This is a genomic window from Modestobacter lapidis (assembly GCF_054780755.1).
Genome location: NZ_BAAGVS010000014.1, coordinates 27,028 through 51,369 on the forward strand (window position 1 = coordinate 27,028; position 24,342 = coordinate 51,369).

Genomic DNA, 24,342 nt, shown 5'->3' on the forward strand with positions numbered 1-24,342 from the left:
TGCCCGGAGCCGACGGTGATCATCGGCGAATGGCTGCTTCCACCGGCGTGGCCGGCAGCCACATGCCGATGATCGACAGCGTGGTGGTCCTCCGTCACTCGGGCAGCGTGAAGCGCCCGTCGGCGGTCTGGACGACGAGGCCGTCGGCGAGCAGCGAGTTCAGGCACCGCGACCGTTGGACGGCGTCCTCCCACACCCGGTCGAGCTCGGCCGGCGCGACCGGCTGGGAGGCGCCCCGCAGCACGTCCAGCAGCCGCCCGCGCACCTGCCGGTCGGTGCCGGCGTACCTCTGCACCCGCCGGGGCGGCCCGGTGGCGGCGGGGGAGCCGGCCAGCCGCCACGCGCACTGGTCACGAACCGGGCAGAGCGCGCACCGTGGCGTGCCTGCCACGCAGACCAGTGCGCCCAGCTCCATCACCGCTACGGAGAACCGCACCGCCCGGTCGTGATCATCGGGGGTGAGCGCGGCGATGTCGGTGAGGTCGCTGGATCGCGCGGGAGCGGCCGTCGCGTTCCCGTGCACCAGCCGGGCCACCACCCGGCGCACGTTGGTGTCCACCACCGGTTGGCGCTGCCCGTGCCCGAAGCAGGCGACCGCGCGGGCGGTGTAGGTGCCGATACCCGGCAGCGATTCCAGCGCGGCCACGTCGGCCGGGACGGCGCCGCCGTGCCGCTCGGTGATCGCCGCGGCGGCTTCCCGCAGCCGGAGCGCCCGACGCGGGTAGCCGAGCTTCCCCCAGGCGCGGATGACTTCGGCAGGGCTGGCGGCGGCCAGGTCGGCGGGAGCCGGCCAGCGGGCCAGCCACTCCCGCCAGCGCGGCTCGACCCGGGCCACGGGGGTCTGCTGCAGCATCACCTCGCTGACCAGTACTGCCCAGGGGGCGGTGCCCGGTGCCCGCCACGGGAGATCGCGGGCCGCCCCGGCGTACCAGTCGACGATGGTGTCGTCCACCGTCGCTGGGTCCGCCGGGTCGGGGGGCGTGCGGACGGCGGCGCTCATCGGCTGCCAGTCTGCCGTCCTCCGCTCGGGCGGGCGCCTGCCGGGTGACGGGACCGAACCGGTCCGACCCGGCAGGTCCGTCAGGGCGTGGCGCGCCACGGCGAACCGTGCCGACGGTTAGCGTCCTGTCCGTGCTCCACCCGGTCGGCCCGCTGCCTGCCGCCGTCTACTGGCGGCGGCGTCTCCTCCTGCTCGGGCTCGTGCTCGCCGTGCTCGCCGGTGGCGGCTGGCTCACCGTCGTCGCGGTGAGCGGTCGGGACGGCGGCGGAGGTTCCGTGGCATCCGGCGCGACCGGCGAGGCCGATCCCAGCCTCGCGCCGCCGTCCCTGGAGCAGGTCGTGCCCTCCCTGGCCTCGGTCCAGGTGCCCACCGTGGCCCCGAGTCCCGAACCGGCGACGGAGACGGCGGCACCGCCGCCCGCGGCACCGGGGCCGCCCGGGCCGGCGCCCGGGGGACCGTGCAGTGACGACATGATCTCCGTTCAGGTGCGCCCACCCGGCGGACCCGTTGCGGTGGGCAGCAAGCCGACGCTGGACCTGGTGGTCACCAACGTGTCGGAGGTGCCGTGCGTGCGCGCGCTCGACAAGAACCTGCAGGAGATCGTGCTGCTCGAAAGCGGCGGTACCCGGGTCTGGGGCAGCAACGACTGCTTCCCCGAGGCGACCGACGACACCCGGACACTGGCGCCCGGTGAGGCGGCCATCTTCCCGCTGGTCTGGGGCGGGCTGACCAGCGAGCCGGGCTGCGCTGCTCCCCGGGTGACGCCCGCTCCCGGGGACTACGTGCTCCGTGGCCGGCTGGACACCAAGACCAGCGGGGACGCCCCGATCAGGCTCGAATAGCGCACCTGCGGTGTGGCAGGGCGTGGCCTCGGCTGCGCCGCACGTTCGCCCGTGCTAGCTGTAGCGGTCGAGGATGGACGTCTCGGCGAGGCGGGACAGGCCCTCCCGGATGCCGCGGGCGCGGGCCTCGCCCACGCCCTCCACGGCCAGGAGATCCTCGATGGTGGCGGCCAGCAGCTTCTGCAGCCCGCCGAAGTGGGCGACCAGCCGGTCGATGATCCCGGCGGGCAGCCGGGGGACGCGGGCCAGCAGCCGGTACCCGCGCGGGCTGACCGGGGAGTCCAGCGCGTCGGGGGAGGTGGGCAGGCCGTAGCAGCGGGACACCGCGGACAGGTCGAGCAGCTCGGTGGCCGTCAGCGCCCGCAGGTCGGCCAGGACCTCCTCGCCGGTGCGGCGCCGACCACCCGGCAGGTAGTCGCGCACCAGCAGCCCACGGTCCTCCTCGACGCCGGCCAGCATCTCGTCCAGCTGCAGGGCGAGCAACCGGCAGTCGGTGCCGAGCTCGACGACGAAGCCCTCGATCTCGTCGGCGATCCGGCGGACCATCTCCAGGCGCTGGCTGACGCTCATCGCGTCGCGCACCGTGACCAGGTCCTCGATCTCCAGCGCCGACAGCGTGCTGGCCACCTCGTCCAGCCGGAGCTTGTAGCGCTCCAGTGCGGCCAGCGCCTGGTTGGCCCGCGCCAGGATCGTGGTGGGGTGCTCCAGGGTGTACCTGCGCCCGGCCACGTACACGGAGATGATGTGCATCGACTGGCTGACCGAGATCACCGGGAAGCCGGTCTGCAGCGCCACCCGCTCGGCGGTGCGGTGACGGGTGCCGGATTCATCGGTGGGGATGGTCGGGTCGGGCATCAGGTGGACGCCGGCGCGGACGATGCGGGTGCCGTCGTAGGAGACGATCACCGCGCCGTCCATCTTGGCCAGCTCGCGCAGCCGGGTCGCCGACAGGGCGACGTCCAGGGCGAACCCACCGGTGCAGATCGACTCGACCACCCGGTCGTAGCCGAGCACGATCAGGGCGCCGGTGCGCCCGGCGAGGATGCGCTCGAGCCCGTCGCGCAGGGCGGTGCCGGGGGCGATCCGGCCCAGCAGCTCCCGCAGGGCGACCTCTGGGTCCACGGCGGGGGGCACGAGCGCTCCTGACGGTCGGGCGGTACGGGTGCTGATCCTACGTGCCGCGGGCAGGTGGCCGGCGACCTCGGGGGGCGGCCGCGGCGCCGGGAGGTGGTCGACCGGTCACCACAGCCGGGCGAACGCCGTTCCCAGGTCGGGAACCTCGAGCAGGCGCATGCCCTTGGGCGCCGGGCCGGCGTCCTCCGGCACGAGGGCGGCGGTGTAGCCCTGGCGCGCTGCCTCGGCCAGCCGGCGGCCGGTGCCACCCACCCGCCGGATCTCGCCGGACAGGCCCACCTCGCCGATGGCGACCACCCCCTGCGGCAGTGGGCGGTCCTTGGCCGCCGATGCGATGGCCAGCGCCAGCGCCAGGTCGGCGGCCGGCTCGACGATCCGCACCCCGCCCACCGAGGCGGCGAAGACGTCGGCCTCGGCCAGCTTGACCCCGCCGCGGCGCTCCACGACGGCGTTGACCATCGCCACCCGCTGGGAGTCCAGCCCGCTCACCGCGCGGCGCGGTGAGCCGCCGCCGCCGGAGGTGGCGACCAGCGCCTGCACCTCGGCCAGCAGGGGACGGCTGCCTTCCATGGTCACCGTGACGCAGCTGCCCGGCACCGGGGCCGACCGGCGGGAGACGAACAGGTGGGAGGGGTCGGGGACGCCGATCACGCCGTTGTCGCCGATCTCGAAGCAGCCGATCTCATCGGCGGGGCCGAAGCGGTTCTTCGTCGCCCGCACCATCCGCAGGGTGGAGTGCCGCTCGCCGTCGAAGGACAGCACGACGTCGACCAGGTGCTCCAGGGCCCGGGGGCCGGCGATCGCGCCGTCCTTGGTGACGTGGCCGACGAGGATGGTGGTCATGCCCCGGCCCTTGGCCACCGCCGAGAGCGCGCTGGCCACGGCGCGGACCTGCGTGGCGCCGCCGTCGGTGCCGTCGACTGCCGGGGAGCGGACGGTCTGCACGCTGTCGAGCACGAGCAGCGAGGGGTTGACGTCCTCGACGTGGGATAGGACGGCGCCCAGTTCGGTCTCGGCGGCGAGGTACAGCTCGTCGTGCAGCGCGCCGATGCGCTCGGCGCGCAGCCGGACCTGGGCGGCCGACTCCTCGCCCGAGACGACGAGAGTGGGGCCGTTGCGGGCGGCGACCCGGTGGGCGACCTCCAGCAGCAGCGTGGACTTGCCCACCCCGGGCTCACCGGCGACGAGCAGGACCGCCCCGGGCACGAGCCCGCCGCCGAGCACCCGGTCGAACTCGTCGATGCCGGTGGGCACCGCCCGCGCCCCGGCCAGCTCGATCTGGGCGATGGGCCGGGCCTTGGCGCTGACCGGGCCGGCGCTGACCGCGCGCAGCGGGGAGGCGATGACGCCGACCTCGGTGATGCTCCCCCAGGTCTGGCACTCGGGGCAGCGGCCGACCCACTTGGCGGCGGTGTAGCCGCATTCGGTGCAGCGGTGCGCGGGACGGGCTGATTTCACGGACGGGGGCACCGGGCGATCGTGCCGGGAAGGTACGACAGTTCCGCCCGGGAGCCGGGCAGCCGGCTCACTCGGAGGCGCTGCCGCCCGAGTGCCCTTCGCCGCCCTCTTCCTCGTGGAAGTCGAAGGCGTCGCCCCGCGGCAGGTCGCGGGTCGGCGTGTCGACCAGGACGCTGACCTCGATGTCGCCGGCCTCCTCGAAGCTCATCGTCACGTCGAGGGCCTGCCCCACGGTGAGCGGCTCGTCGAGGTCGGTGAGGGCGACGGCCGGGCCCTCGCCGCCGATGAAGACGGTGCTCCCGGCCGGGATCGGGATGTCGAGGCCGGTCGACGCCGGCGTGCCCGCGGGGGCCGGCGTCGCGGCGCTGCCGACCAGCTCTGCGGACGCGAAGCCCTCGCCGGTGATGTCCAGGAGGGTGTCGTCCTCCTGGCCGGTGTTGGAGACGGCCACGATCAGCCGGGGGTCGCTGCCGGCGGCGTGCTCACCGCTGGGCGGGTAGGCCAGCTGGGCGTCCCGGATGGTGAGGTCGCCCACGGTGGCGGTCCCGCCGGACTGGTCCCGGTCCTGCTCGGCGGTCTGGGCGACCTGGCCGGCGCTGCAGGCGGTGAGGGCGACCGGCGAGAGCAGCAGGACACTCATCGCGGCAGCGCGCAGGGCGCGGTTCACAGCGTCGACCTCCAGGACGTGCCGGCCACCGCGGGAAGGGGTGGCCTGAGACGCGACGAGCGTAACGGTCGATCCCCGGTGCCCGCTGGGAGGCGGGGTCGGGGAGTCCCGCGGCGGTCGCCCGGCGTGGGACGTCAGCTCAGGGAGCCGCCGCCGAGCAGCAGCAGGACGACGTCCAGCACGGTCAGCAGCAGCACCGCGGGGAAGGCCGCCCGCCGCCAGCGTGGGCTGCCGGCCAGTGCCGCGAGGACGACGGCCGGCACGGCCAGCGCCACCGCCACCCAGCCGAGGGCGCCCGGGGAGCCGTCCGGGCCGATGACCAGCAGCAGGGTGGCCGCACCCAGCAGCAGCGCTCCGGCCACCGCCGAGGGCGTCGCCCCCACCCGGTGCGGCAGCCCGCGCACACCGGTGGCCAGGTCGTCGGCGACGTCGGGTGCCACGTTGGCCACATGCGCCGCGCCGCCCAGCGCGGCGCCCGCGGCGATCAGCCACCAGGGCGCGCCCGGTGCCCCCGGGGCGGCGGCCACCACGCCGGCCGGCAGGGACCCGAAGCCGGTCAGGTAGGGCAACGGGGAGGCCGCGGTGCGCTTCAGGCCGGCGTTGTAGGCCCAGCCGCTGGCCACGAGCACCAGCAGCAGCAGGCCGGGGACCACCCCCAGCAGCAGGGACAGCGCGATGCTGAGCGCCGCCGAGGCCAGCGCCGCCGTCCGCAGCAGGGCGGGGGTCAGCACGCCCTGGACCACCGGTTTGTCGGCTCGACCGACGGCGAGGTCGCGGTCGGCGTCGATCCAGTCGTTGCTCCAGCCGATCGAGGCCTGGCCGGTGAGCACGGCGAACCCGAGCAGCACGGTGCGCCCGGCGCCCACGCCGGCGGCAGCGGCCAGCAGGACCGCCACCAGGCTCACCGCCAGCGCGGGCCCCAGGTGGGTCGCCCGGGCCAGGGCCAGCAGGGTCGCCGGGGCACCGGCCCGGCCGCCACGAGTGCCGCCACGCACACCGACCACCTCCCTGTCAACCCCCCGCCTGACCTCGATCGGGCCGCTGACCTGCACTTTTGCCGGACTTGGACGAGCCGGGAGGCATTCTTCCGTGGTAACCTGGACTGAGCGAAAGGGGTTACACACACATGGGTTTCACTGTTGGCGAGACCGTTGTCTACCCGCACCACGGCGCTGCGCTCATCGAGGCCATCGAGCAGCGGACGATCAAGGGTGTCGAGAAGCGCTACCTCGTGCTCAAGGTCGCCCAGGGCGACCTGACGGTGCGCGTCCCGGCGGACAACGCGGAGATCGTCGGCGTCCGTGACGTCGTCGGTCAGGAGGGCCTGAACAAGGTCTTCGAGGTGCTACGTGCCCCCCACACCGAGGAGCCGACCAACTGGTCGCGGCGTTACAAGGCCAACCTCGAGAAGCTGGCCTCCGGTGACGTGAACAAGGTGGCCGAGGTCGTGCGCGACCTCTGGCGCCGCGACAAGGACCGCGGCCTGTCGGCCGGCGAGAAGCGGATGCTCTCGAAGGCACGGCAGATCCTGGTCAGCGAGCTCGCGCTCGCCGAGGGCACCAACGAGGACAAGGCCGAGGTCCTCCTCGACGAGGTCCTGGCCAGCTGATCAGGGCCCCCCTGAGCACTGCGTTCCACCCCAGAGATCGCCGGACCACTCCCGTGCACGCTGTCGGCATCGTCGCAGCGGCCGGGAGTGGTCTGCGTCTGGGGGCGGACGTGCCGAAGGCGCTGGTCGGGCTGGGTGGCCGGCCCCTGGTGTGCTGGGCCGTGGACGCGCTGCACGTCGGAGGGGTGGACGAGGTCGTCGTCGCCGTCCCCGCGCCGCAGCGCGCCGCCTTCACCGACGTCCTGCCCGCCGGCGTGCACGTCGTCGTCGGTGGCGACACCCGCACCGCGTCGGTCCGCGCGGCGCTCGCCGCGGCGCGCGAGCACGCCGACGGGACCGACCGCACCGCCGTCCTGGTGCACGACGCCGCCCGCCCGCTGACCCCGCCGGCGGTCGTCGCCCGGGTTCTCGAGGCCCTCGCCGCCGGTGCGGACGCCGTCGTCCCGGTGCTGCCGGTCGTGGACACGACGGTCGTGGTGGACGACGACGGCCGCGTCACCGCCGACGTGCCCCGCGCCCCGCTGCGCCGGGTGCAGACGCCCCAGGGCTTCGACCGGGCGACCCTGGTGGCCGCCTACGGGCGGGTGTCCGGCACCGCTGCGGCGTACACCGATGACGCCTCGGTGGTCCGCGCCGCCGGCGTCGCGGTGCACACGGTGGCCGGCGACGAGCGGGCCGCGAAGATCACCGTCGCCCATGACCTCGCGCTCGCCGAGCTGCAGCTCTCCGGGGAGATTTCATGACAGCGCCACTCCCGCGGGTGGGCATCGGTACCGACGTGCACCCGGTCGAGGCCGGCCGCCCCTGCTGGCTGGCCGGGCTGGAGTGGCCCGGCGCCGACGGCTGCGCCGGCCACTCCGACGGCGACGTCGCCGCGCATGCCCTCACCGACGCGGTGCTGTCCGCTGCCGGGCTGGGCGACATCGGCGGCCTCCTGGGCACCGACGATCCCCGCTGGGCGGGCGCCCGCGGGGCAGCGGTGCTGGTGCACGTCCGCGAGGTGCTCGCCGAGGCCGGCTGGGAGGTAGGCAACGCCGCGGTCCAGCTGATCGGCAACACCCCGAAGGTGGCGCCCCGCCGGGCCGAGGCCGAGGCGGCGCTGTCGGCCGCCCTCGGCGCTCCGGTGAGCGTCACCGCCACCACCACCGACGGGCTGGGCCTGACCGGGCGGGGGGAGGGGCGGGCCGCGGTGGCCACCGCGCTCGTGGTCCGGGCCACTCCGCCCGCGCCCGTAGACTCCGCGCAGTGAGCCTCCGCCTGTACGACACGGCCGCACGTGCCGTGCGCGACTTCACACCCCTGCGTGCAGGGCAGGTCTCCATGTACGTCTGCGGGCTGACCGTGCAGGGCCCCCCGCACATCGGGCACGTCCGGTTCGCCCTCGCCTTCGACGTGCTGCGCCGCTGGCTGCTGCACACCGGCTCCGAGGTCACCTACGTCCGCAACGTCACCGACGTCGACGACAAAATCCTCACCAAGGCCGCCGCGGCGGGGGTGCCCTGGTGGGCCTGGGCCTACGAGAACGAGCGGGCCGCCACCCGGGCCTACGAGGTGCTCGGCACGCTGCCGCCCACCTACGAGCCGCGCGCCACCGGCCACGTGCCGGAGATGGTCGAGCTGATCGAGCGGCTCGTCGCCGGTGGGCACGCCTACGCCGTCGGCGGCGACGTCTACTTCGACGTCGGCTCGTTCCCCGGGTACGGCGAGCTCACCGGCCAGAAGCTGGGCGACCTGCAGCCGGCCGCCGACACCGCGACCGACGAGCGCAAGCGCGACCCCCGTGACTTCGCACTGTGGAAGGCCGCCAAGCCCGACGAGCCGGCGACCGCTGCCTGGCCCACGCCGTGGGGCAGGGGGCGTCCGGGCTGGCACCTGGAGTGCTCGGCGATGGCCGAGAAGTACCTCGGCCCCGAGTTCGACGTCCACGGCGGCGGCCTCGACCTGCGCTTTCCGCACCACGAGAACGAGCGCGCCCAGTCGCAGGCGGCCGGCGACGGGTTCGCCCGCTACTGGCTGCACAACGGCTGGGTCACCATGGGCGGTGAGAAGATGAGCAAGTCGCTGGGCAACACGGCGCTGGTCGACGAGGTCGTGCGGCGGGTGCGGCCGGTCGAGCTGCGCTACTACCTCGTGGCCCCGCACTACCGCTCGACGATCGAGTTCACCGAGGTTGCGCTCGAGGAGGCGGGGACCGCCTACCGGCGGCTGGAGTCCTTCGTGCGCAGGGCGGCCGAGCGGGTGGGGGCGGACGCCGGGGCCCGCGTGCTGTGCGCCGACTTCAGCAACGCCATGGACGACGACCTCGGCACGCCGGCGGCGGTCGCGGCCGTGCACGAGACGGTCCGGGAGGGCAACACCGCCCTCGCTGCCGGCGACGACCGGGCGGTGGCCGGCGCGCTGGGCTCGGTCCGCGCGATGCTGGGCGTGCTCGGCCTGGATCCGCTGGACCCGCAGTGGGCCGCCGGCGGCAGCGACTCCCGGCTTCCCGCGGTGACCGACGGCCTGGTGGCCCTCGCGCTGGAACAGCGCGCGGCGGCCCGGGCCCGCAAGGACTACGCGTCGGCTGACGCGATCCGGAACCAGCTCGGCGCCCTGGGCGTGCAGGTCGAGGACACATCCCAGGGCACACGATGGGAGCTGACCTGATGGCCGGCAACAGCCAACGACGGGGCCGCACGAGCGGCACGAGCAAGAAGGGCGCCACCGCCGGAACCGGGGGCAAGAACCGCCGCTCGCTGGCCGGTCGGGGCGCCACTCCAAAGGCCACCGACCGGCCGCATCACCCTGCGTACAAGGCGGCGAAGGCGGCGGCGGCCCGTCAGGACAACCGGCAGCGGGTGCAGCGGCGCAACGCCGAGGCCCCCGAGCTGCTGCTGGGCCGCAACCCGGTCCTCGAGGCGCTGCGCGCGAACATCCCGGCCACCGCGCTCTACGTGGTCACCGGCGACACGAGCCGTGGGGGGACCGACGAGCGGATCGCCGAGTCCGTGCAGCTGGCCGCCGACCGCGGGCTGCCGCTGCTCGAGGTGGGCAAGGCCGAGTTCGACCGGATGAGCGACCACGCGCTGCACCAGGGCATCGGCCTGATGGTGCCGCCCTACGACTACGCGCACCCCGACGACCTGCTCGACATCGCCCGCGACTCCGGCCGCCCGCCGCTGATCGTGGCGCTGGACGGCGTCACCGACCCCCGCAACCTGGGTGCGGTCATCCGCTCGGCCGCGGCCTTCGACGCGCACGGTCTCGTCGTCCCCGAGCGCCGAGCGGTGGGCATGACCGGCTCGGCCTGGCGCACCAGCGCCGGCGCCGCGGCCCGGTTGAGGGTCGCGCGAGCGGTCAACCTGGCCCGCACCCTGGCCGGCTACCAGGAGGCCGGCCTGCAGACCGTCGGTCTGGCCGCCGACGGCGACCTGGGCATCCACTCCTACGACGGCTTCGCCGACCCGATCGCCCTGGTGGTCGGGGCCGAGGGTGCCGGCCTGTCCCGGCTGGTGCGCGAGCGGTGCGACGTCGTGCTGTCCATCCCGATCACCAAGGACACCGAGTCGCTGAACGTGAGCGTCGCGGCCGGCATCGCGCTGTATCAGGCTGCGACCCTCCGGGCCGCACCGCGGCCATGACACTGCGGTCCTCCGGACCGCACCGCGACCAGGAGCCGTCCCCCGGTCAGGCGGAGCCCTTTCGTCGCTCGATCGCGGGACCCTCCGGGCCCCACTCCTCACGACACGGCTGACTCCTCACGACGGTGCTGACGCCGGCTCAGGACAGCAGCTGGGCCACCGTGTAGATCACCAGACCGGCCAGCCCGCCGACGACCGTGCCGTTGACGCGGATCCACTGCAGGTCCCGCCCGACCTGCAGTTCGATGCGGCGGCTGGTCTCCTCGGTGTCCCAGCGGGCGACGGTGGTGCCGACCAGGTCGGCCACGTCGCCGGAGAACCGCTCCACGACGTAGCCGGCGGCCCGGCGGGACTGCCGCTGCACCAGCTCGCGGACCGTCGGGTCCTCCTGCAGCAGCCGCGCGGCCTGGCGGATCAGCGTGGCCACCCGGGCCCGCAGCTCCGAGTCCGGATCGGCGGCCGCGGTGACCACCGAGTTCTTCACCGTGGTCCACAGCGAGCCCGACCAGGCACGCACCGCTGGGTGGTCGAGCAGCTCGTCCTTGAGGTGCTCCACGCGGGCCGCCGTCGCCGGATCGGTGCGCAGCGCGGAGACGTAGGCGCGCAGCCGGCGGTCGTAGGAACGCCGCAGCTCGTGCCGCGGATCGGCGCCGACCTCGGTGAGGAAGCCCTGCAGGCCGCTGAACACCCGGTCGAACACCCGGTCGTCGACCCAGTCGGGCACCCAGGGGGGCGACGCGTCCCCCAGCTGGGCGCGGAAGACCAGCCGGTTGTCCTCGAGGAACTGCGCCAGCCCCTGCAGCGCCGCCGACAGCACCTCCTGGTGCCGGTCGCCGTCCACGACCAGCTCCAGGGTGCGGGCCACGGCCGGTGCGGCAGGGGTCTCCCGCAGCTTCCGGTCGACCAGTGCGGCGACCGCGGGCTGGAGGTCGTCGTCCTTCAGCAGGTCGGTCAGCGCGCCCAGCGCGGCACCGGCGTCGCCGGCCAGCCGCTCGGCCCGGCCGGGGGCGGCGAGGAAGTCCCCGAGCTTGCCGGGGACGTCGACGGCGGCCAGCCGCTCGTCGACCACCGCCGGGGTGAGGAAGTTGTCCTGCACGAAGGTGCCGAGGCTGGTGCCGATCTGGTCCTTCTTGCGCGGGATGATCGCGGTGTGCGGGATCGGCAGCCCCAGCGGGTGCCGGAACAGCGCGGTGACGGCGAACCAGTCGGCCAGCGCCCCCACCATCGATGCCTCGGCGGTCGCCCGGACGTACCCGACCCAGGCGCCGGCGTCGTCGCCGAGGAGCACGCAGGCCAGGAAGACCGCGGCGGCGATCAGGAACAGGCTGGTCGCCAGCCGCTTCATCCGGGCCAGGTCGCGGGCGCGCACCGGGTCGTCGAGCGAGGCGGCCAGCGGGAGGGTCGACTGCGGGCCGGGCACGGGGTCGAGCGTAGGCGGGCCCGAACGCCCACCGGCCCCGCCCCCGGGGGAACGGGGGCGGGGCCGGTGGGCGGAGGCGGTGGATCAGTCGGCGGCGCCGAGCGTGACCTCGGCCGTCGTGTCAGCCGACCCGCGGCGCACGGTCAGCGTCACCTCGTCGCCGGGCTCGGAGCTGCGCACCGCCGCGGTGAGCTCGATGGAGGACGTCACCGACCGGTCTCCGACGGCGGTGATCACGTCGCCGACCTGGAGTCCGGCCGCCGCGGCCGGGCTGCCGGCCTGCACCAGCACCAGCTCCGCGCCGGTGCCGACCGGGGATCCGTTCGACGCCGCCGTCCGGGCGCTCACGCCGAGCAGGGCGTGGTTGGCCGACCCGGTGTCGATGATCTGCTGGGCGATCCGGGTCGCCGTGTTCGAGGGGATGGCGAAGCCCACCCCGATGTTGCCGCTCTTGCCCTGCTGGCCGGGCACGTCGGTGGCGACCGTGGCGATGGCGGTGTTGATCCCGATCACCTCGCCGGCCGCGTCGACCAGGGCGCCACCGGAGTTGCCAGGGTTGATCGCCGCGTCGGTCTGCAGCGCGTCGATGACCGTCTGCTCCTGGTCGGAGCCGGTGGCGACGGCGCGGTCGGTGGCGCTGATGATGCCGTCGGTGACCGTGTTGGACAGGCCCAGCGGTGCGCCGATCGCGACCGCCAGGTCGCCCACCTGCACCTCGTCGGAATCGGCGAACGTGGCCGGGGTCAGGTCCCGGGCTTCGGCCAGCTTCACGACGGCCAGGTCGGACGTCGGGTCGGTGCCGACCACGGTGGCGTCGTGGAGCGCCCCGTTGGCGGTGCGCACCTGCACGACGGTGCTCCCCGCGGGCCCCACCGACACGACGTGGTTGTTGGTGAGCACGTAGCCGTCGTCGGTCAGGACGACGCCGGATCCGGAACCGGAGCCGGAGCCGGAGCTGACGTACACGGTCACCACGCTGGGGGCGGCCTTCGCGGCGGCCGCGGTGGCCGAGGTCGCCGCCTGCGGGTCCTTGATGACGACCTCCTGCGCGCTGACCGTGGCCGAGCGCCCGGCGGCGTCGTCCCCGACGAGGGTGGCCACCCCGGCGCCGGCGCCGCCGCCGATGAGCGCACCGGCGGCCAGCCCGGCGACCCCGAGCCGCCAGCGCCCTGCCCGGCGGACCGGCTGTGCCGGCCGGCCGGCGGCCGGGCCGCCTGGTGCCTGGAAGGCCGGCGGCAGGCCGCCGTGCCCGCCGGCCTGCTGCCCCCAGCCGGCCGGTGGCCACGGCTGGTGCGCCCGGGCGTCGGGGGCCGGCGCCCCGCCGAAGGGCGACGTCGGCGCGTTCCCGGGCTGGTACGGGCCAGCGGCGTACGGCGCCGGCTGGGCGGCGGACTGCTGCGGCGCCGCGGGGGTTGCCGGCGGCGCCCAGGGGGCGCTGTCGGTGCGGCCGGTGCCGGGTCCGGTCTGGTCGCCCGGACGGTTCTGCTCAGTCACTGGAAGTCCTCCCCAACCTCGCGGTGGGACGTCCCCGCCGCGATGGACACCACTCTCCGGCCCCGGACTTGCCCGGAACTGGTGGTGCGCTGTGAATTGCCTGGACGTGTCGGGTTCAGCTGTCGAGCTCGCCCCGCGCGACCAGCTCCAGGGTCACCCACACGGCCAGGGCCTCGGCGCCGAGCAGGCCGACCAGCACGAGCAGCTGGGCGGCGCCGGCCTCCGCGGCGCTGCCGCCACCGAGCAGCACGCCGACGAACGCGCCGGGCAGGGTGACCAGCCCGACGGTGCGGGTCTGGTCCAGCGCCGGGACCAGCGCGGTCGCGGCGACCGGGCGGGCGATCTCCAGCACCGCATCGTGCCGGAGGAAGCCCAGCGCCAGGGCCGCGTCGACCTCGCCGCGCCGCTGGTGCAGCTCGTCGCGGAGCCGGCGGCCGGCCAGGGACGTCGCGGTCATCGCCCCGCCGATCACGATCCCGGCGACGGGGATCACGGCCTCGCCGCGCAGCGGGACCGATCCGCTGGCCAGCACCAGGGCCACCACCGGCGCGGCGCCGGTGAGCACGGCCGCGCCCGCCACCGAGGCCCGCCGCAGCACCCCCGGCGTGCGGACCGGCAGGCCGGTGACCCGCCCGGCCGCGGTGGTCGCCGCCACCGTGAGCATGAGCAGCACGAACAGCGCGGAGAGCCACAGCGAACCGATGACAGCGACCAGGACGGCGGACACCACGGCCAGCTGGACGGTGGCCCGCAGTGCCGCCATCACGATCGGGCGGTGCTGGCCCAACCCGGAGGCCCAGCCGGCGCCGGCGGCGAGCGCGGTCAGCAGGAGGAGGGCGACGACCAGCCCCGGACCCAGGTCCACCACGGAGCTGCCCACGGCGGGACATGGTGCCGGACAGGTGTCGCCAGGAGCCCGGTGCACCGTCCCGGGCCGTGACACGCGGGCACGACGGGCGGGATCGGTGGTGGTGCGGGACGCTCAGGAGATCGGGCGAACGGCGGGCCACCCCGGGCGCTGCCGGGGGTGCCCGTGGAGTCGCCTCGTCCCGGAGGATGCCGTGTCCCTGCGCCAGCTGCTCACCCGAGCCTCGGTGGCGTTCGCCGCGACCCTGGTCGGGGTCCTCGCCGTGGTCGGCGGGGTCTCGCTGCACGGTGCCGGCGTGCTCGCCGTCGCCCTGGCCGGGGTGGTCGCCGGATGCCTGGGCGCGGGCATCGCGCGGGAGAACCCGGTGGTGCCCCTGCGCCGCACCGTCGCGGACGCCGCCTGGCGTGCGGGGGTCGGCACCGTGGCCGGGCTGCTCGTCCTCGCCGGCTCCGCCGTGCTCGCCGGCCGTGCGGCGCCCGTGCTCGTCCTCGCGTGCGTGGGCGCCGTCGCGCTGGCGTGGTGGGCCCGCCGGAGCGCGCCCACCGGTCCTCCGCCGGGAGGCGGTGTGCCGTCGCCCGGTGGCGTGACCCCACCACGCCCGGGCGTGCCCCCCTCGGCAGGAGCGGCGCCGGGCGGTGGTCCGTCGTCCCCGGCCGGCCCGACACCGGCGGTCCCCGCCGCTGCCCTCCCGCCGGCGGCGGGCCTGTCGGTGGAGGAGCTCGGCCGCGAGTGGCGGCGCACAGCCGCAGTGCTGGAATCCGCGGCCGACGCCGCGGAGCGGGCGGTCGTGGTGCGCCGCCGTGGTGAGGTCCTCGACGAGCTGGAGCGGCGCGACCCGGCGGGGTTCGCGCGCTGGCTGGCCGGCGGCGCATCCGCCGACGGCTACCCGGTGCGGCGCCTGCGGGGCGATTCGTCGACCGGCCCGGGTTCCGCCTGAGGGCGGCGGCACGGCCGGGCCCTACGATCGATCCGGCCGCCGTGGCGGCCGCCGCCGGCGTGGCGCAATTGGTAGCGCACCCGACTTGTAATCGGGCGGTTAGGGGTTCGAGTCCCCTCGTCGGCTCTCTGCCCTCGGGTCGTCCGCATCACGCCTGGGCGCACGGGCCCTCCCGCTCCGGCCCGTTCGGCACGGACCGTGCTCGAGCGAGGCCGTGCCCGGTTCTCTGGTCTGCCCCTCCGTCGGTGCACCACCGTCGGTGTCGCCGTCCCGACGTCGGCCGGCGACCACGCGGAACGGCTGAGCCGTGCTCGCACCCGTACCCGCGGTGGCGGTTCCTTCTCGGCAAAGTTGTGTCACAATCGTGGTGTGAGCCAGAGCACCCGAACGACACGTCCCGTGGCCGACCTGGGCGACCGCCTCAAGCAGGACTCGGGGCAGCACTTCGTCCCCGGCCTGCAGGCCCTGGTGGCCTTTCCGTTGGAACAGGCCCGGCGCGACCGTGCGGCCGGGCTGCGGATCGGAACGTTCATCAGCGGCTATCCGGGTTCGCCGCTCGGGAGCTATGACCTGGCGCTGAGCCGGGTGCCGCAGCTGCTGGCCGACCACGACGTGAGCTTCGTGCCGGCGGGCAACGAGGAGCAGGCGGCCACGGCACACATGGGCACTCAGATGCTCGAGGACCACCCGCACAGCGAGTGGGACGGCGTCACCGGTATCTGGTACGGCAAGGGTCCCGGCGTCGACCGGAGCGGCGACGCCCTCAAGCACGGCAACTTCGCCGGCACCTCCACGCACGGCGCAGTGGTGATCCTCTCCGGCGAGGACCACGAGGCGAAGTCCTCGACCATGCCCTACCAGCAGGACTACGCCTTCGTCTCCGCAGGCATCCCGATCCTGTACCCGTCGACGGTCGAGGAGTTCCGGTCGTTCGGCGTCCACGCCATCCGCCTGTCGCGGTACTCGGGCTGCTGGGTGGCCATGAAGCTGACCAGCGCGCTCTGCGACGCGGGCCAGTCGGTCACCTACACGCCCGGAGAGCCGCAGGTCCAGATTCCCGACCTGGAGATCGACGGCAAGCCGTTCCAGAAGCGCACCGACTTCTCGTTCTTCCCCGGCAAGAACATCGAGACCGAACGCCACCTCTACCAGGAGAAGCACCTGGCGGTGCGCGCCTACGTCCGGGCCAACGGCCTCGACCGGACGGTCGTGTCCGGGACGGCGGATACGGTTGGGATCATCACCGCGGGGAAGTCGGCCACCGACGTCGAGCAGGCGCTGGTCGACCTGGGGCTCACCCACGACGACCTGCGGGCCGCCGGCGTCCGGATGCTCACGCTGGGCCTGGTGTACCCGCTCGACGAGGAGCGGGTGCAGGAGTTCGCCGCGGGTCTGGACCGGGTCGTCGTGGTGGAGGAGAAGCGGGACTTCCTGGAGCAGCAGGTGCGCTCGGCGCTCCAGCCCCTCGGGCGCCCGATCCGGGTAGTCGGCAAGCGGGACGAGCGCGGCGCTCGACTGTTCCCCGTCGAGGGCGGCATGGACGCCGACGTCCTGGCCGAACGCTTGGTCTCGCTGCTGGCAGACGTGCTGCCCGACCTGCCGCTGCGACCGCGGGTCGAGGAGATCGCCGCCGTTCGCAAGCGGGACTACGAGGTGCTGGCCGCTCGGACGCCCAACTTCTGTTCCGGCTGCCCGCACAGCACGTCGACGGTGCTGGCGCCGGGCCAGGAGGCCTGGGGCGCCCCGGGCTGCAACTGCTTCAACACGGTGATCGAGCAGCCCGAGCGGCACATCGACGTCATGACCCAGTACGGGGGCGAGGGCCTGCCCTGGATCGGGTTGTCGAGGTACACCGACCGCGAGCACATGGTGCAGCACATCGGCGACGGCTCGATCTACCACTCCAGTTACCTGAACGTGCGCTGGGCGGTGGCCGCAGGCGTCAACATCACGTTCAAGCTGCTCTACAACGGCGTGGTCGCCAACACCGGCGCGCAGGACGCCGTCGGTTCCCGGGGGCTGGCCAGCCTGACCCGGGGGCTGGAGTCCGAGGGCGTCGCCCGCATCGTCCTGATGACCAAGGAACCCCGCCGGTATCGCCGGGAGCGGCTCGCGCCGGGCGTCGAGATCCGGCCGGCCCACCGCATGGTGGAAACCGCCGACGAGCTCTCCCGGGTTTCCGGCGTGACCGTTCTCGTCTACGACGAGTCGTGCGCCAACGAGCGGCGGCGCCTGCAGAAGCGCGGCAAGCTGGCGCGCCCCACGGAGTACGTGGTCATCAACGAGGACGTCTGCGAGAACTGCGGTGACTGCGGGGCCGCGAGCAACTGCATGTCCCTGCAGAAGACGCAGACGGAGTTCGGCGACAAGACCCGCATCCACACCTCCTCGTGCAACCAGGACTTCTCCTGCGTCAAGGGCGACTGTCCCTCGTTCACGACCGTGTTCACCGAGGAGGGGAAGGGCTACCCGAAGCGGTCGGCCCAGCCGCTCTCGGACGACGAGCTGCCTGCGGCCACGGTGCCGGTGCCCGACCACCCGTTCAACCTGTACATGCCCGGGGTCGGCGGAACCGGCGTGCTCACCCTGAACGGCATCCTGTCGGTGGCCGGACTCCTCGACGGCTACGAGGTCACCTCGTTCGACCAGACCGGCGCCGCGCAGAAGTGGGGGCCGGTGGTCAGCAGCCTGACCCTGATCCCGCCGGGCACAGTGGCGCCCGCCAGCAAGGTCGGCGTCGGCAAGGCGGACCTGTACCTGGCCCTCGACGAGGTCGGTGCCTGCTCGCCGGCCAACCTCGACCGGTGCGCCCCCGAGCGGACCGTCGCGGTGACCAACACCGACCTGTTCCCGACCGGCGAGCAGATCCGCGACGTCCACACCGTCATCGATACCCAGCGCCTGCGGAACACCATCGCGGACTACTGCCGCGACGTCGTCGAGGTCCGGGCGCGGTGGATCGCCGAGGAGGTCTTCGGCGACTACATGCTGACCAACGTGATCGCCCTCGGCGCCGCATACCAGCAGGGGCTGCTCCCGCTGTCGGCCGGGGCCATCGAGGCGGCCATCGAGCTGAACGGGGTCGCCGTCGAAGCCAACCGGCAGGCGTTCCGCCACGGCCGGCTGTGGGTGGCCGACCGGGCGCGGATCGAGGCGCTCATCGCGCCGCCGGAGACCGACGCGGTCACCGAGTTCGCCCGCCGTGCGCAGCGGCTCGACCCCCGCCGCCGGGCGGCGGCCGAGGCCCTGTGGCAGCGCACCGGGGAGCTGTCCGAGCCGATCCGGCGGCTGCTCGCCGTCCGCATCGCCGAACTCGTCGACTACCAGGACGGGACCTACGCCGCGCCCTACGTGGACGAGGTCCTCCGGGTCGCCGCCCGCGAGTCGGCGATCGACCCCGGCTCGCAGCGACTGACCGAGGCGGTCACCCGGAACCTCTACAAGCTGATGGCCTTCAAGGACGAGTACGAGGTGGCCCGCCTCTACCTCAAGCCCGACTTCGCCGAGCACGTCGCGGCCACGTTCGAGGGCGAGGTGAAGCTGGTGCACAACCTGCAGCCCCCGCTCGCCCGGCGGTTCTTCAAGCGCAAGCTGCAGTTGCCGGAGACGGTAGCCGCGCCGACGTTCCGGGCGCTGCGCGCGTCCAGACGGCTGCGCGGCAGTGTCGCGGACCCCTTCCGCCTGCTGGAGTCCCGGCGCGAGGAGCGGGACCTCATCCGCTGGTACCGGGAGCTGCTCGACGAGGCCGTGGAGCAGCTGCGTCCCAACACCCTGGACACCGCGGTGGCGATCGCCGACCTGCCCGACCAGATCCGCGGCTACGAGGACGTCAAGCGGGCCAACGCCGTCCTCGCCCGGCAGCGGGCCGAGGAGCTCCGGGAGGGCCTGCGCCGCCCGCGGCTGAAGCTGACGCCGAGTGTCTGAGTCCACGATCGCCACGCCCGGGACGGGCGGTCACTTCCGGCCGGTGGAGGTCGAGCCGGAGAACGCCGCCGGTCGGCTGGCGGCCCTGCTGCGGGAGGAGCTGCTGTCGGCCCGCTATCCACCCGGTGAGCGGCTGAAGGAGGAGGAGCTCGCCGCGCGCTTCCGCACCGGCCGGTACACCGTGCGGGCGGCGCTGCGCATCCTGGTCTCGAGCGGGTTGCTCGACCACCGTCCCAACCGGGGGGCCAGCGTGCCGCTGCTCACCCGCGACCGCGTCAACGAGGTGTCCGCCTACCGGGAGGTCCTGGAGGTGGGCGCCCTCCGCCTCGCCCTGCAGCGCCAGGCCGACCTCGACGCCTTCGTCGCGGCGACGCGCGCCCTGGAACGGCTCCCGGACGACGCCCCGTGGATCGACGTCGTGGAGACCCACCAGGCCATCCACACCAGCCTGCTGGTCGCCGCCGGCAATGACCGGCTGCTCGCCGCCTACCTCCTCTGCGAGGAGGAGCTGCGCTACATCGTCTCGACCGTCCGTCCGGACTTCACCGCCGGTCGCCTCGCCGCCCTGCACACGCGGCTGCTCGCCGGGATCCACTGTGGCGGGGACGCGGCGGTCACCGCGCTGGAAGCGGACCTGCACACCGGCCGGCAGGCGGTCCTCGATGCCCTGCCCCATCCCGAGCACGCCCCCGACGAGGCCGGACCCGGTGTCCGCTGAACCCGTCGTCGCCACAGATCGGAGAACGAAGATGACCGAGGGTGCCCGCCCCGCCCGCGTCCACCGCCAGCTGCCGAAGTGGGCGGACCTGAAACCGATGCTGGTGGGGGAGCGGCCGACGGGCAGCCTGGTCGAGCGGCGCATGGCTCGCGCCTACTCCATCGACGACCTGCGCACGCTCGCCCGGCGGCGCGCGCCCCGAGCCGTCTTCGACTACGTCGACGGTGGGGCGGAGTCGGAGCTGACCATGGCGCGGAGCCGCGCAGCCCTGGACGAGGTGCGGTTCGCCCCCCATGTCCTGCGGGACGTGAGCGAGGCGCGTCCTGGCACCACCATCCAGGGCCGGCCGGCCGGCCTACCGGTGGTGCTCGCCCCCACGGGGCTGACCAAGGCCGTCCACCACGAGGGCGAACTCGCCGTCGGCCGGGCCGCGCGGGACGCCGGACTGCCGTACGCGCTGTCCACGATGGGGACCACGTCGATCGAGGAGCTCGCCGCGGAGCTGCCGACGGCGGACAAGTGGTTCCAGCTCTACCTGTGGCGCGACCGGGCGGCCGGCCAGGACCTGCTGCACCGGGCCGCCGCCAGCGGCTTCACCACGCTGATCCTCACCGTGGACGTCCCGGTGTCCGGCGGGCGCCTGCGCGATCAGCGCAACGGGTTCACCATGCCGCCCACCCTGCGCGCGAAGACCCTGATGGACATGGGGATGCACCCGTCGTGGTGGCTGAACATGCTCACCAGCGGACCGCTGACCTTCGCCACGATGAGCGACTCCCCGAGCAGCGTCGCCGAGACGATCACGCGCATGTTCGATCCGGCCGTCACCTTCGACGACCTCGGCTGGCTCCGGGAGAACTGGTCCGGCTCCATCGTGGTCAAGGGCATCCAACGGCTCGACGACGCAGTACGGGCCGCGGACGCCGGTGTCGACGGGATCGTGCTGTCCAACCACGGCGGGCGCCAGCTCGACCGCACCCAGGCGCCGCTGACCCTGCTGCCCCGGGTGCGGGACCGCCTGCAGGACTCGACGGAGCTCTACATCGACGGGACCATCCGGAGCGGTGCCGACATCGCGGCTGCCGTCGGGCTGGGGGCGGACGCCTGCCTGATCGGACGCGCCTACCTGTACGGCCTGATGGCCGGCGGGGAAGCGGGAGTCCGTCGCTCGCTGGCACTGCTTCGGCAGGAGTTCGTGCGGACGATGCAGCTGCTCGGGGTCCGCGAGGTCGCCGGGCTGCGGTCGGGCGTGGTCGCGCTGGATGCGTCGTCGGCGGACGCCCTGGGAGCCGACGGTCCGCGCACCGGCGTGCGGTGACCTCGATTCCCCGCGCGGAGCAGCCGGCTGCAGTGTTCCGCGCGGGGAGCGTCCCCAGGCTCAGGTATCGGCCGGGCCCACCAGGCCTTACCCGCCGTTCACGCTCAGCCGGGACACGGTCTCCGCGACCAGGCGGCCGAGCGCGGGGATCCGCCGCTCGGGCAGGCGTGAAGCGGGCACGGCCACGCTGATCGCGGCACGGGGCCGGCCCTGCGCATCGAGGATGGGGGCGGCGACCCCCCGCACGTCATCGCGCCACTCGCCCCGGTTGACGGAGTACCCGAGCTCCCGAATGGTCCGTAGCTCCTCGCGAAGCGCGTTCCCGTCGACGAGGGTCCGCCCGGTGTACCGCTCGAAGGACTCCGCCAGGAGCTGATCGATGTCGTCGTCGTCGCTCCAGGCGAGGATCGCCTTGCCGGTGGAGCTGGCGTGAATCGGCGCGACCACCCCGAGCGGGTCGAACAGCCGCACGGTCTTGCTGCTGTCCAGCTTCTCGATGATCACCACGCCGCGGCCGCTGCGCACGGAGAGGTGGACGTTCTCGTCGGTCAGCACCGAGAGCTCGCGCATCACCGGCATGGCCTGCTCGCGCAGGTCCAGCCCGCCGGCGCGACCGGCCAGCACGAGCAGCTTGATGGCCACGACCCAGCGCCGCGTCCCTCCTGGTTCCTGCTCGACCCAGCCCAGCTCGTGCAGGGAGACGAGGGCCCGCTGGATGGTGCTCTTCGGCAGGTCGAGGGAGCGCGCCAGGTCGCTGACCCCGACGGGCTGCCGGGCGGCCACCTCCTCCAGCACCTGGAACACCGTCGCAACGACGCGCATAAACCTCATCCTCTACAGAAACTCGCCCGGATTCGTCGCGGCTGTTGACTTCGTCACGGTCGAACGGGAAGCTCAGTGTGCCACGTCACGAACCAATGTGCCATGTCACGGCACAAACTGAAAGGTGCGTCGTTTGTCCGACCTGAAGATCGAAGGACTGCAGAAGGTGTTCGGCGAGGCCACCGCGGTCCGGGACCTGGACCTGCACATCGAGTCCGGCGAGTCGATCGTGCTGCTCGGCCCGAGCGGCTGCGGGAAGACGACGACGCTGCGCATGGTCGCTGGCTTCGAGCGGCCGACGGGTGGACGGATCACCATCGGCGGCACCGTCGTCGCCGGTCCCGGGGTCTTCGTCCCTCCGGACCAGCGCGAGGTCGGGGTCGTCTTCCAGAGCTACGCCCTGTGGCCGCACATGACCGTCGCTGACAACGTCGGCTTCGGCCTGACCGTCCGGCGGCGACGGAAGACCCTCGAGGGAGGCCGCGCAAGCATCGCCGGGCGAGTGCAGTCCGCCCTCGAGCAGGTGCAGCTCGACGGGCTCGGCAGTCGCTATCCGCACGAGTTGTCGGGTGGCCAGCAGCAGCGCGTCGCCCTGGCGCGGGCGCTGGTCACCGAGCCGCGTGTGCTGCTGCTCGACGAGCCGCTGTCGAACCTCGACACGCGACTGCGCGAGGACATGCGGCTGGCCATCCGCAACATCCAGCGCGAGTCGGGCGTGACGATGATCTACATCACCCACGACCGGATCGAGGCCCTCGCGCTGGCCGACCGGATCGTCGCACTCAAGGCCGGCGAGACCCAGCAGATCGGGCCTCCCGAGCAGCTCTACCAGAACCCCCGGAATCGGTTCGTCGCCCTGTCGCTGGGGCCGGCGAACTTCATCCCGGCCACCGTGCAGTCGTGGGCACCGGACGTCGTGGTCCGCCTGGACACCGGTCAGGTCGTCGGGATCAACACGCCACCCGGCATGACCCGGCGGCCCAGCGAAAAGGTGCTCGTCTGCGTCCGCCCGCCCGACATCGGTATCGAGCGCCGCAAGGACGACGCGGAGACAGCCGGTGGCACCGTCCGCGAGGCGGTCTTCCTGGGTGACGAGACGCACTACATCGTCGACGTCGACGGCCTGCCGGACCCCGTCCGCATCGTCCAGCGCACCCTGCGCCCGATGGACCGGGGAACGCAGGTGACGGTCCTGATCGATTCCGGCGTCGGCAACCTGATCGACGAGCCCGCCGACGCCCTCGCCGCCCAGCCCCCGGCCGAGGGCGCCCAGCTCTCGAGCCTGTCCGTGTCCTGACTTCTCCACGTCCTGATCAACGTCGATGCACCGAGGAGATCCACCATGTCCAGTCGTAGCGTCCGTCCGCGCGCAGCCGGTATCGCCGCCGTCGCCGTGCTCGCCACCGCGATCGCCGGGTGCAGTGCGCCCGAGTCGTCCACCCAGGCCGCGGAAGACCTGCCCACCGATCAAGAGGAACTGATCGCCGCCGCTCAGGAGGAGGGAGAGGTCTCCATCGGCGCGGGTGGGCACACCCGCGAGCAGGTCGAGCTCCTCGCTGCGTCGTTCGAGGAGGAGTACGGCATCGACGTCACGTTCGTGCGGGCGAGCGGAGGGGACATCGCCCAGCAGGTGTCGGCACAGCTCTCGGCCGAAGCGCTGCAGTTCGACGTCGTCAGCCTCAACGACGAGGCCACGCTGAGCACCTGGAGCGAGGAGGGCGTGCTCGCCGACCCTGAGCTCGAGAACCGGGACGAGATCCTCGATCCTCTCGCCACCCCCGATGACGCTGCCCACGTGCCCTTCACCTGGGCCGCCATGGGGTACTCGTACAACGAGGCGTCGACGGACCCCGCCTCGCTGCCGACGACGTGGTCGGAGTTGGCCGACCAGCCGGGCGTCTTCGCCGTCGCCAACCCCAACTCCTCCGGCGCGGCCCTCACGTTCGTGGCCGCGATGGACCAGATCGAGCCGGGCTTCCTGTCGGCGCTCGGAGAGGCGGAGACGCTGATCTCGGACTCGGCCCTGGCGCTCACCCAGCTGGTGGCCACCGGTGAGGCCGACTTCGGCATCCCCGGCATCGAGGCCGACGTCGCCACCGCCGCCAACGCCGGCGAGCCGCTGGCCATGGGCTACCCGGAGGGGGACATCGGCGTACTGACCTCGTTCATCGCCCCGCTGGCCGACTCGCCGCACCCGGCGGCTGCTCGCCTGCTCACGCAGTACCAGCTGAGCGAGGAGTTCCAGAACATCCAGGCGGGCATCGGGTCCCGCGCGGTCCTGACCGGCGCCGACGTGCCCGAAGGCGCCGAGGAGCTCGGCGAGGACCGGTTGGTGGTCATCCAGGCCGACGAGCTGTCCGCGCAGAAGGACGAGCTGCTGGCCAAGTTCTCCGAAGCGATGGGGGTCTGACAGTGCAGGGAGTCCTGACGGATTCCCGCCCTTCCGGGACGGGGAATCCATCCCCGCCCCGCTCCCGGGGCAGGTTCGCCCGCTGGCGAGGCATGGAGTCC

Annotated in this window: 21 protein-coding genes and 1 tRNA gene; 13 read left to right on the forward strand and 9 right to left on the reverse strand. The window is 73.8% G+C overall.

What is annotated here, in order from left to right; all coding sequences use genetic code 11:
• Nucleotides 1-94: 94 nt before the first annotated feature.
• Nucleotides 95-1,000 carry an HhH-GPD family protein gene (locus ACYVG5_RS14325; RefSeq protein WP_222047147.1) on the reverse strand — a complete coding sequence of 302 codons (906 nt, stop codon included), beginning with the start codon at nucleotides 998-1,000 and terminating at the stop codon, nucleotides 95-97.
• 131 nt (nucleotides 1,001-1,131) lie between these two features.
• Here ACYVG5_RS14325 and ACYVG5_RS14330 point away from each other — a divergent pair, with 131 nt between their 5' ends.
• The gene (locus ACYVG5_RS14330) at nucleotides 1,132-1,842 is read left to right on the forward strand and encodes a MucR family transcriptional regulator (protein WP_222047145.1); all 711 of its coding nucleotides are present in this window, start codon (nucleotides 1,132-1,134) and stop codon (nucleotides 1,840-1,842) included.
• A gap of 54 nt (nucleotides 1,843-1,896) precedes the next feature.
• On the opposite strand, the gene disA is transcribed toward ACYVG5_RS14330, so the two are convergent.
• The 4 genes from disA to ACYVG5_RS14350 all read right to left on the reverse strand — a co-directional run bounded on the left by disA (nucleotide 1,897) and on the right by ACYVG5_RS14350 (nucleotide 6,096).
• On the reverse strand, nucleotides 1,897-2,976 hold the full coding sequence (gene disA, locus ACYVG5_RS14335; protein ID WP_222047143.1) for a DNA integrity scanning diadenylate cyclase DisA: 1,080 nt from the start codon (nucleotides 2,974-2,976) through the stop codon (nucleotides 1,897-1,899).
• 105 nt (nucleotides 2,977-3,081) lie between these two features.
• The gene (radA, locus tag ACYVG5_RS14340; RefSeq protein ID WP_460683283.1) at nucleotides 3,082-4,446 is read right to left on the reverse strand and encodes a DNA repair protein RadA; all 1,365 of its coding nucleotides are present in this window, start codon (nucleotides 4,444-4,446) and stop codon (nucleotides 3,082-3,084) included.
• A gap of 55 nt (nucleotides 4,447-4,501) precedes the next feature.
• On the reverse strand, nucleotides 4,502-5,101 hold the full coding sequence (locus ACYVG5_RS14345) for a copper chaperone PCu(A)C (RefSeq protein WP_222047141.1): 600 nt from the start codon (nucleotides 5,099-5,101) through the stop codon (nucleotides 4,502-4,504).
• 134 nt (nucleotides 5,102-5,235) lie between these two features.
• Complete coding sequence (locus ACYVG5_RS14350) at nucleotides 5,236-6,096, reverse strand: UbiA family prenyltransferase (protein WP_222047139.1); 861 nt, start codon at nucleotides 6,094-6,096, stop codon at nucleotides 5,236-5,238.
• 131 nt (nucleotides 6,097-6,227) lie between these two features.
• Here ACYVG5_RS14350 and ACYVG5_RS14355 point away from each other — a divergent pair, with 131 nt between their 5' ends.
• The 5 genes from ACYVG5_RS14355 to rlmB are packed head-to-tail and all read left to right on the forward strand — an operon-like array spanning nucleotide 6,228 to nucleotide 10,330.
• Nucleotides 6,228-6,710: a CarD family transcriptional regulator gene (locus ACYVG5_RS14355; protein ID WP_179649379.1), complete on the forward strand. Its 483-nt coding sequence runs from the start codon at nucleotides 6,228-6,230 to the stop codon at nucleotides 6,708-6,710.
• Nucleotides 6,711-6,763: 53 nt separating this feature from the next.
• Complete coding sequence (gene ispD / locus ACYVG5_RS14360; RefSeq protein ID WP_222047137.1) at nucleotides 6,764-7,453, forward strand: 2-C-methyl-D-erythritol 4-phosphate cytidylyltransferase; 690 nt, start codon at nucleotides 6,764-6,766, stop codon at nucleotides 7,451-7,453.
• Nucleotides 7,450-7,959, forward strand: coding sequence for a 2-C-methyl-D-erythritol 2,4-cyclodiphosphate synthase (gene ispF / locus ACYVG5_RS14365; protein WP_222047136.1), 510 nt, complete (start codon nucleotides 7,450-7,452; stop codon nucleotides 7,957-7,959). The genes ispD and ispF overlap by 4 nt, the downstream gene beginning before the upstream one ends.
• Nucleotides 7,956-9,356 carry a cysteine--tRNA ligase gene (gene cysS, locus ACYVG5_RS14370; RefSeq protein WP_222047134.1) on the forward strand — a complete coding sequence of 467 codons (1,401 nt, stop codon included), beginning with the start codon at nucleotides 7,956-7,958 and terminating at the stop codon, nucleotides 9,354-9,356. Before ispF ends, cysS begins: the two co-directional genes overlap by 4 nt.
• Nucleotides 9,341-10,330, forward strand: coding sequence for a 23S rRNA (guanosine(2251)-2'-O)-methyltransferase RlmB (gene rlmB, locus ACYVG5_RS14375; RefSeq protein WP_246629965.1), 990 nt, complete (start codon nucleotides 9,341-9,343; stop codon nucleotides 10,328-10,330). Before cysS ends, rlmB begins: the two co-directional genes overlap by 16 nt.
• A 139-nt stretch (nucleotides 10,331-10,469) precedes the next feature.
• Here rlmB and ACYVG5_RS14380 read toward each other — a convergent pair whose 3' ends face one another.
• The 3 genes from ACYVG5_RS14380 to ACYVG5_RS14390 form a co-directional block, all read right to left on the reverse strand.
• Entirely contained in the window at nucleotides 10,470-11,750 is a 1,281-nt protein-coding gene (locus tag ACYVG5_RS14380) for a DUF445 domain-containing protein (RefSeq protein ID WP_460683284.1), read from the reverse strand.
• An 84-nt stretch (nucleotides 11,751-11,834) separates the two neighbouring features.
• Entirely contained in the window at nucleotides 11,835-13,244 is a 1,410-nt protein-coding gene (locus ACYVG5_RS14385) for a S1C family serine protease (RefSeq protein WP_460683285.1), read from the reverse strand.
• Between the two features lie 115 nt (nucleotides 13,245-13,359).
• On the reverse strand, nucleotides 13,360-14,124 hold the full coding sequence (locus ACYVG5_RS14390) for an ABC transporter permease (RefSeq protein WP_222047130.1): 765 nt from the start codon (nucleotides 14,122-14,124) through the stop codon (nucleotides 13,360-13,362).
• Between the two features lie 181 nt (nucleotides 14,125-14,305).
• Between ACYVG5_RS14390 and ACYVG5_RS14395 the strand changes: the two genes are divergently transcribed.
• The 5 genes from ACYVG5_RS14395 (at nucleotide 14,306) to ACYVG5_RS14415 (ending at nucleotide 21,009) form a co-directional block, all read left to right on the forward strand.
• Nucleotides 14,306-15,049, forward strand: a complete 744-nt coding sequence (locus ACYVG5_RS14395; protein WP_222047128.1) for a hypothetical protein — start codon at nucleotides 14,306-14,308, stop codon at nucleotides 15,047-15,049.
• 53 nt (nucleotides 15,050-15,102) lie between these two features.
• Nucleotides 15,103-15,175, forward strand: a tRNA-Thr gene (locus ACYVG5_RS14400).
• Between the two features lie 243 nt (nucleotides 15,176-15,418).
• Nucleotides 15,419-18,973 (forward strand): indolepyruvate ferredoxin oxidoreductase family protein, encoded by a 3,555-nt coding sequence (locus tag ACYVG5_RS14405; RefSeq protein ID WP_222047126.1) that lies wholly within the window; start codon nucleotides 15,419-15,421, stop codon nucleotides 18,971-18,973.
• A complete protein-coding gene (locus ACYVG5_RS14410; protein ID WP_222047123.1) occupies nucleotides 18,966-19,691 on the forward strand; it encodes a GntR family transcriptional regulator in 726 nt (241 codons plus the stop codon). Before ACYVG5_RS14405 ends, ACYVG5_RS14410 begins: the two co-directional genes overlap by 8 nt.
• 31 nt (nucleotides 19,692-19,722) lie before the next feature.
• Entirely contained in the window at nucleotides 19,723-21,009 is a 1,287-nt protein-coding gene (locus tag ACYVG5_RS14415; protein ID WP_222047576.1) for an alpha-hydroxy acid oxidase, read from the forward strand.
• Between the two features lie 87 nt (nucleotides 21,010-21,096).
• Here the strand turns inward: ACYVG5_RS14415 and ACYVG5_RS14420 are convergent, their stop codons facing one another.
• Nucleotides 21,097-21,831: an IclR family transcriptional regulator gene (locus tag ACYVG5_RS14420; protein WP_222047121.1), complete on the reverse strand. Its 735-nt coding sequence runs from the start codon at nucleotides 21,829-21,831 to the stop codon at nucleotides 21,097-21,099.
• A gap of 133 nt (nucleotides 21,832-21,964) precedes the next feature.
• On the opposite strand from ACYVG5_RS14420, the gene ACYVG5_RS14425 reads away from it, so the two are divergent.
• Both ACYVG5_RS14425 and ACYVG5_RS14430 read left to right on the forward strand, forming a co-directional pair.
• Nucleotides 21,965-23,128, forward strand: a complete 1,164-nt coding sequence (locus ACYVG5_RS14425; RefSeq protein ID WP_246629997.1) for an ABC transporter ATP-binding protein — start codon at nucleotides 21,965-21,967, stop codon at nucleotides 23,126-23,128.
• Between the two features lie 45 nt (nucleotides 23,129-23,173).
• Complete coding sequence (locus ACYVG5_RS14430) at nucleotides 23,174-24,241, forward strand: ABC transporter substrate-binding protein (RefSeq protein WP_222047117.1); 1,068 nt, start codon at nucleotides 23,174-23,176, stop codon at nucleotides 24,239-24,241.
• Nucleotides 24,242-24,342 lie beyond the last annotated feature (101 nt).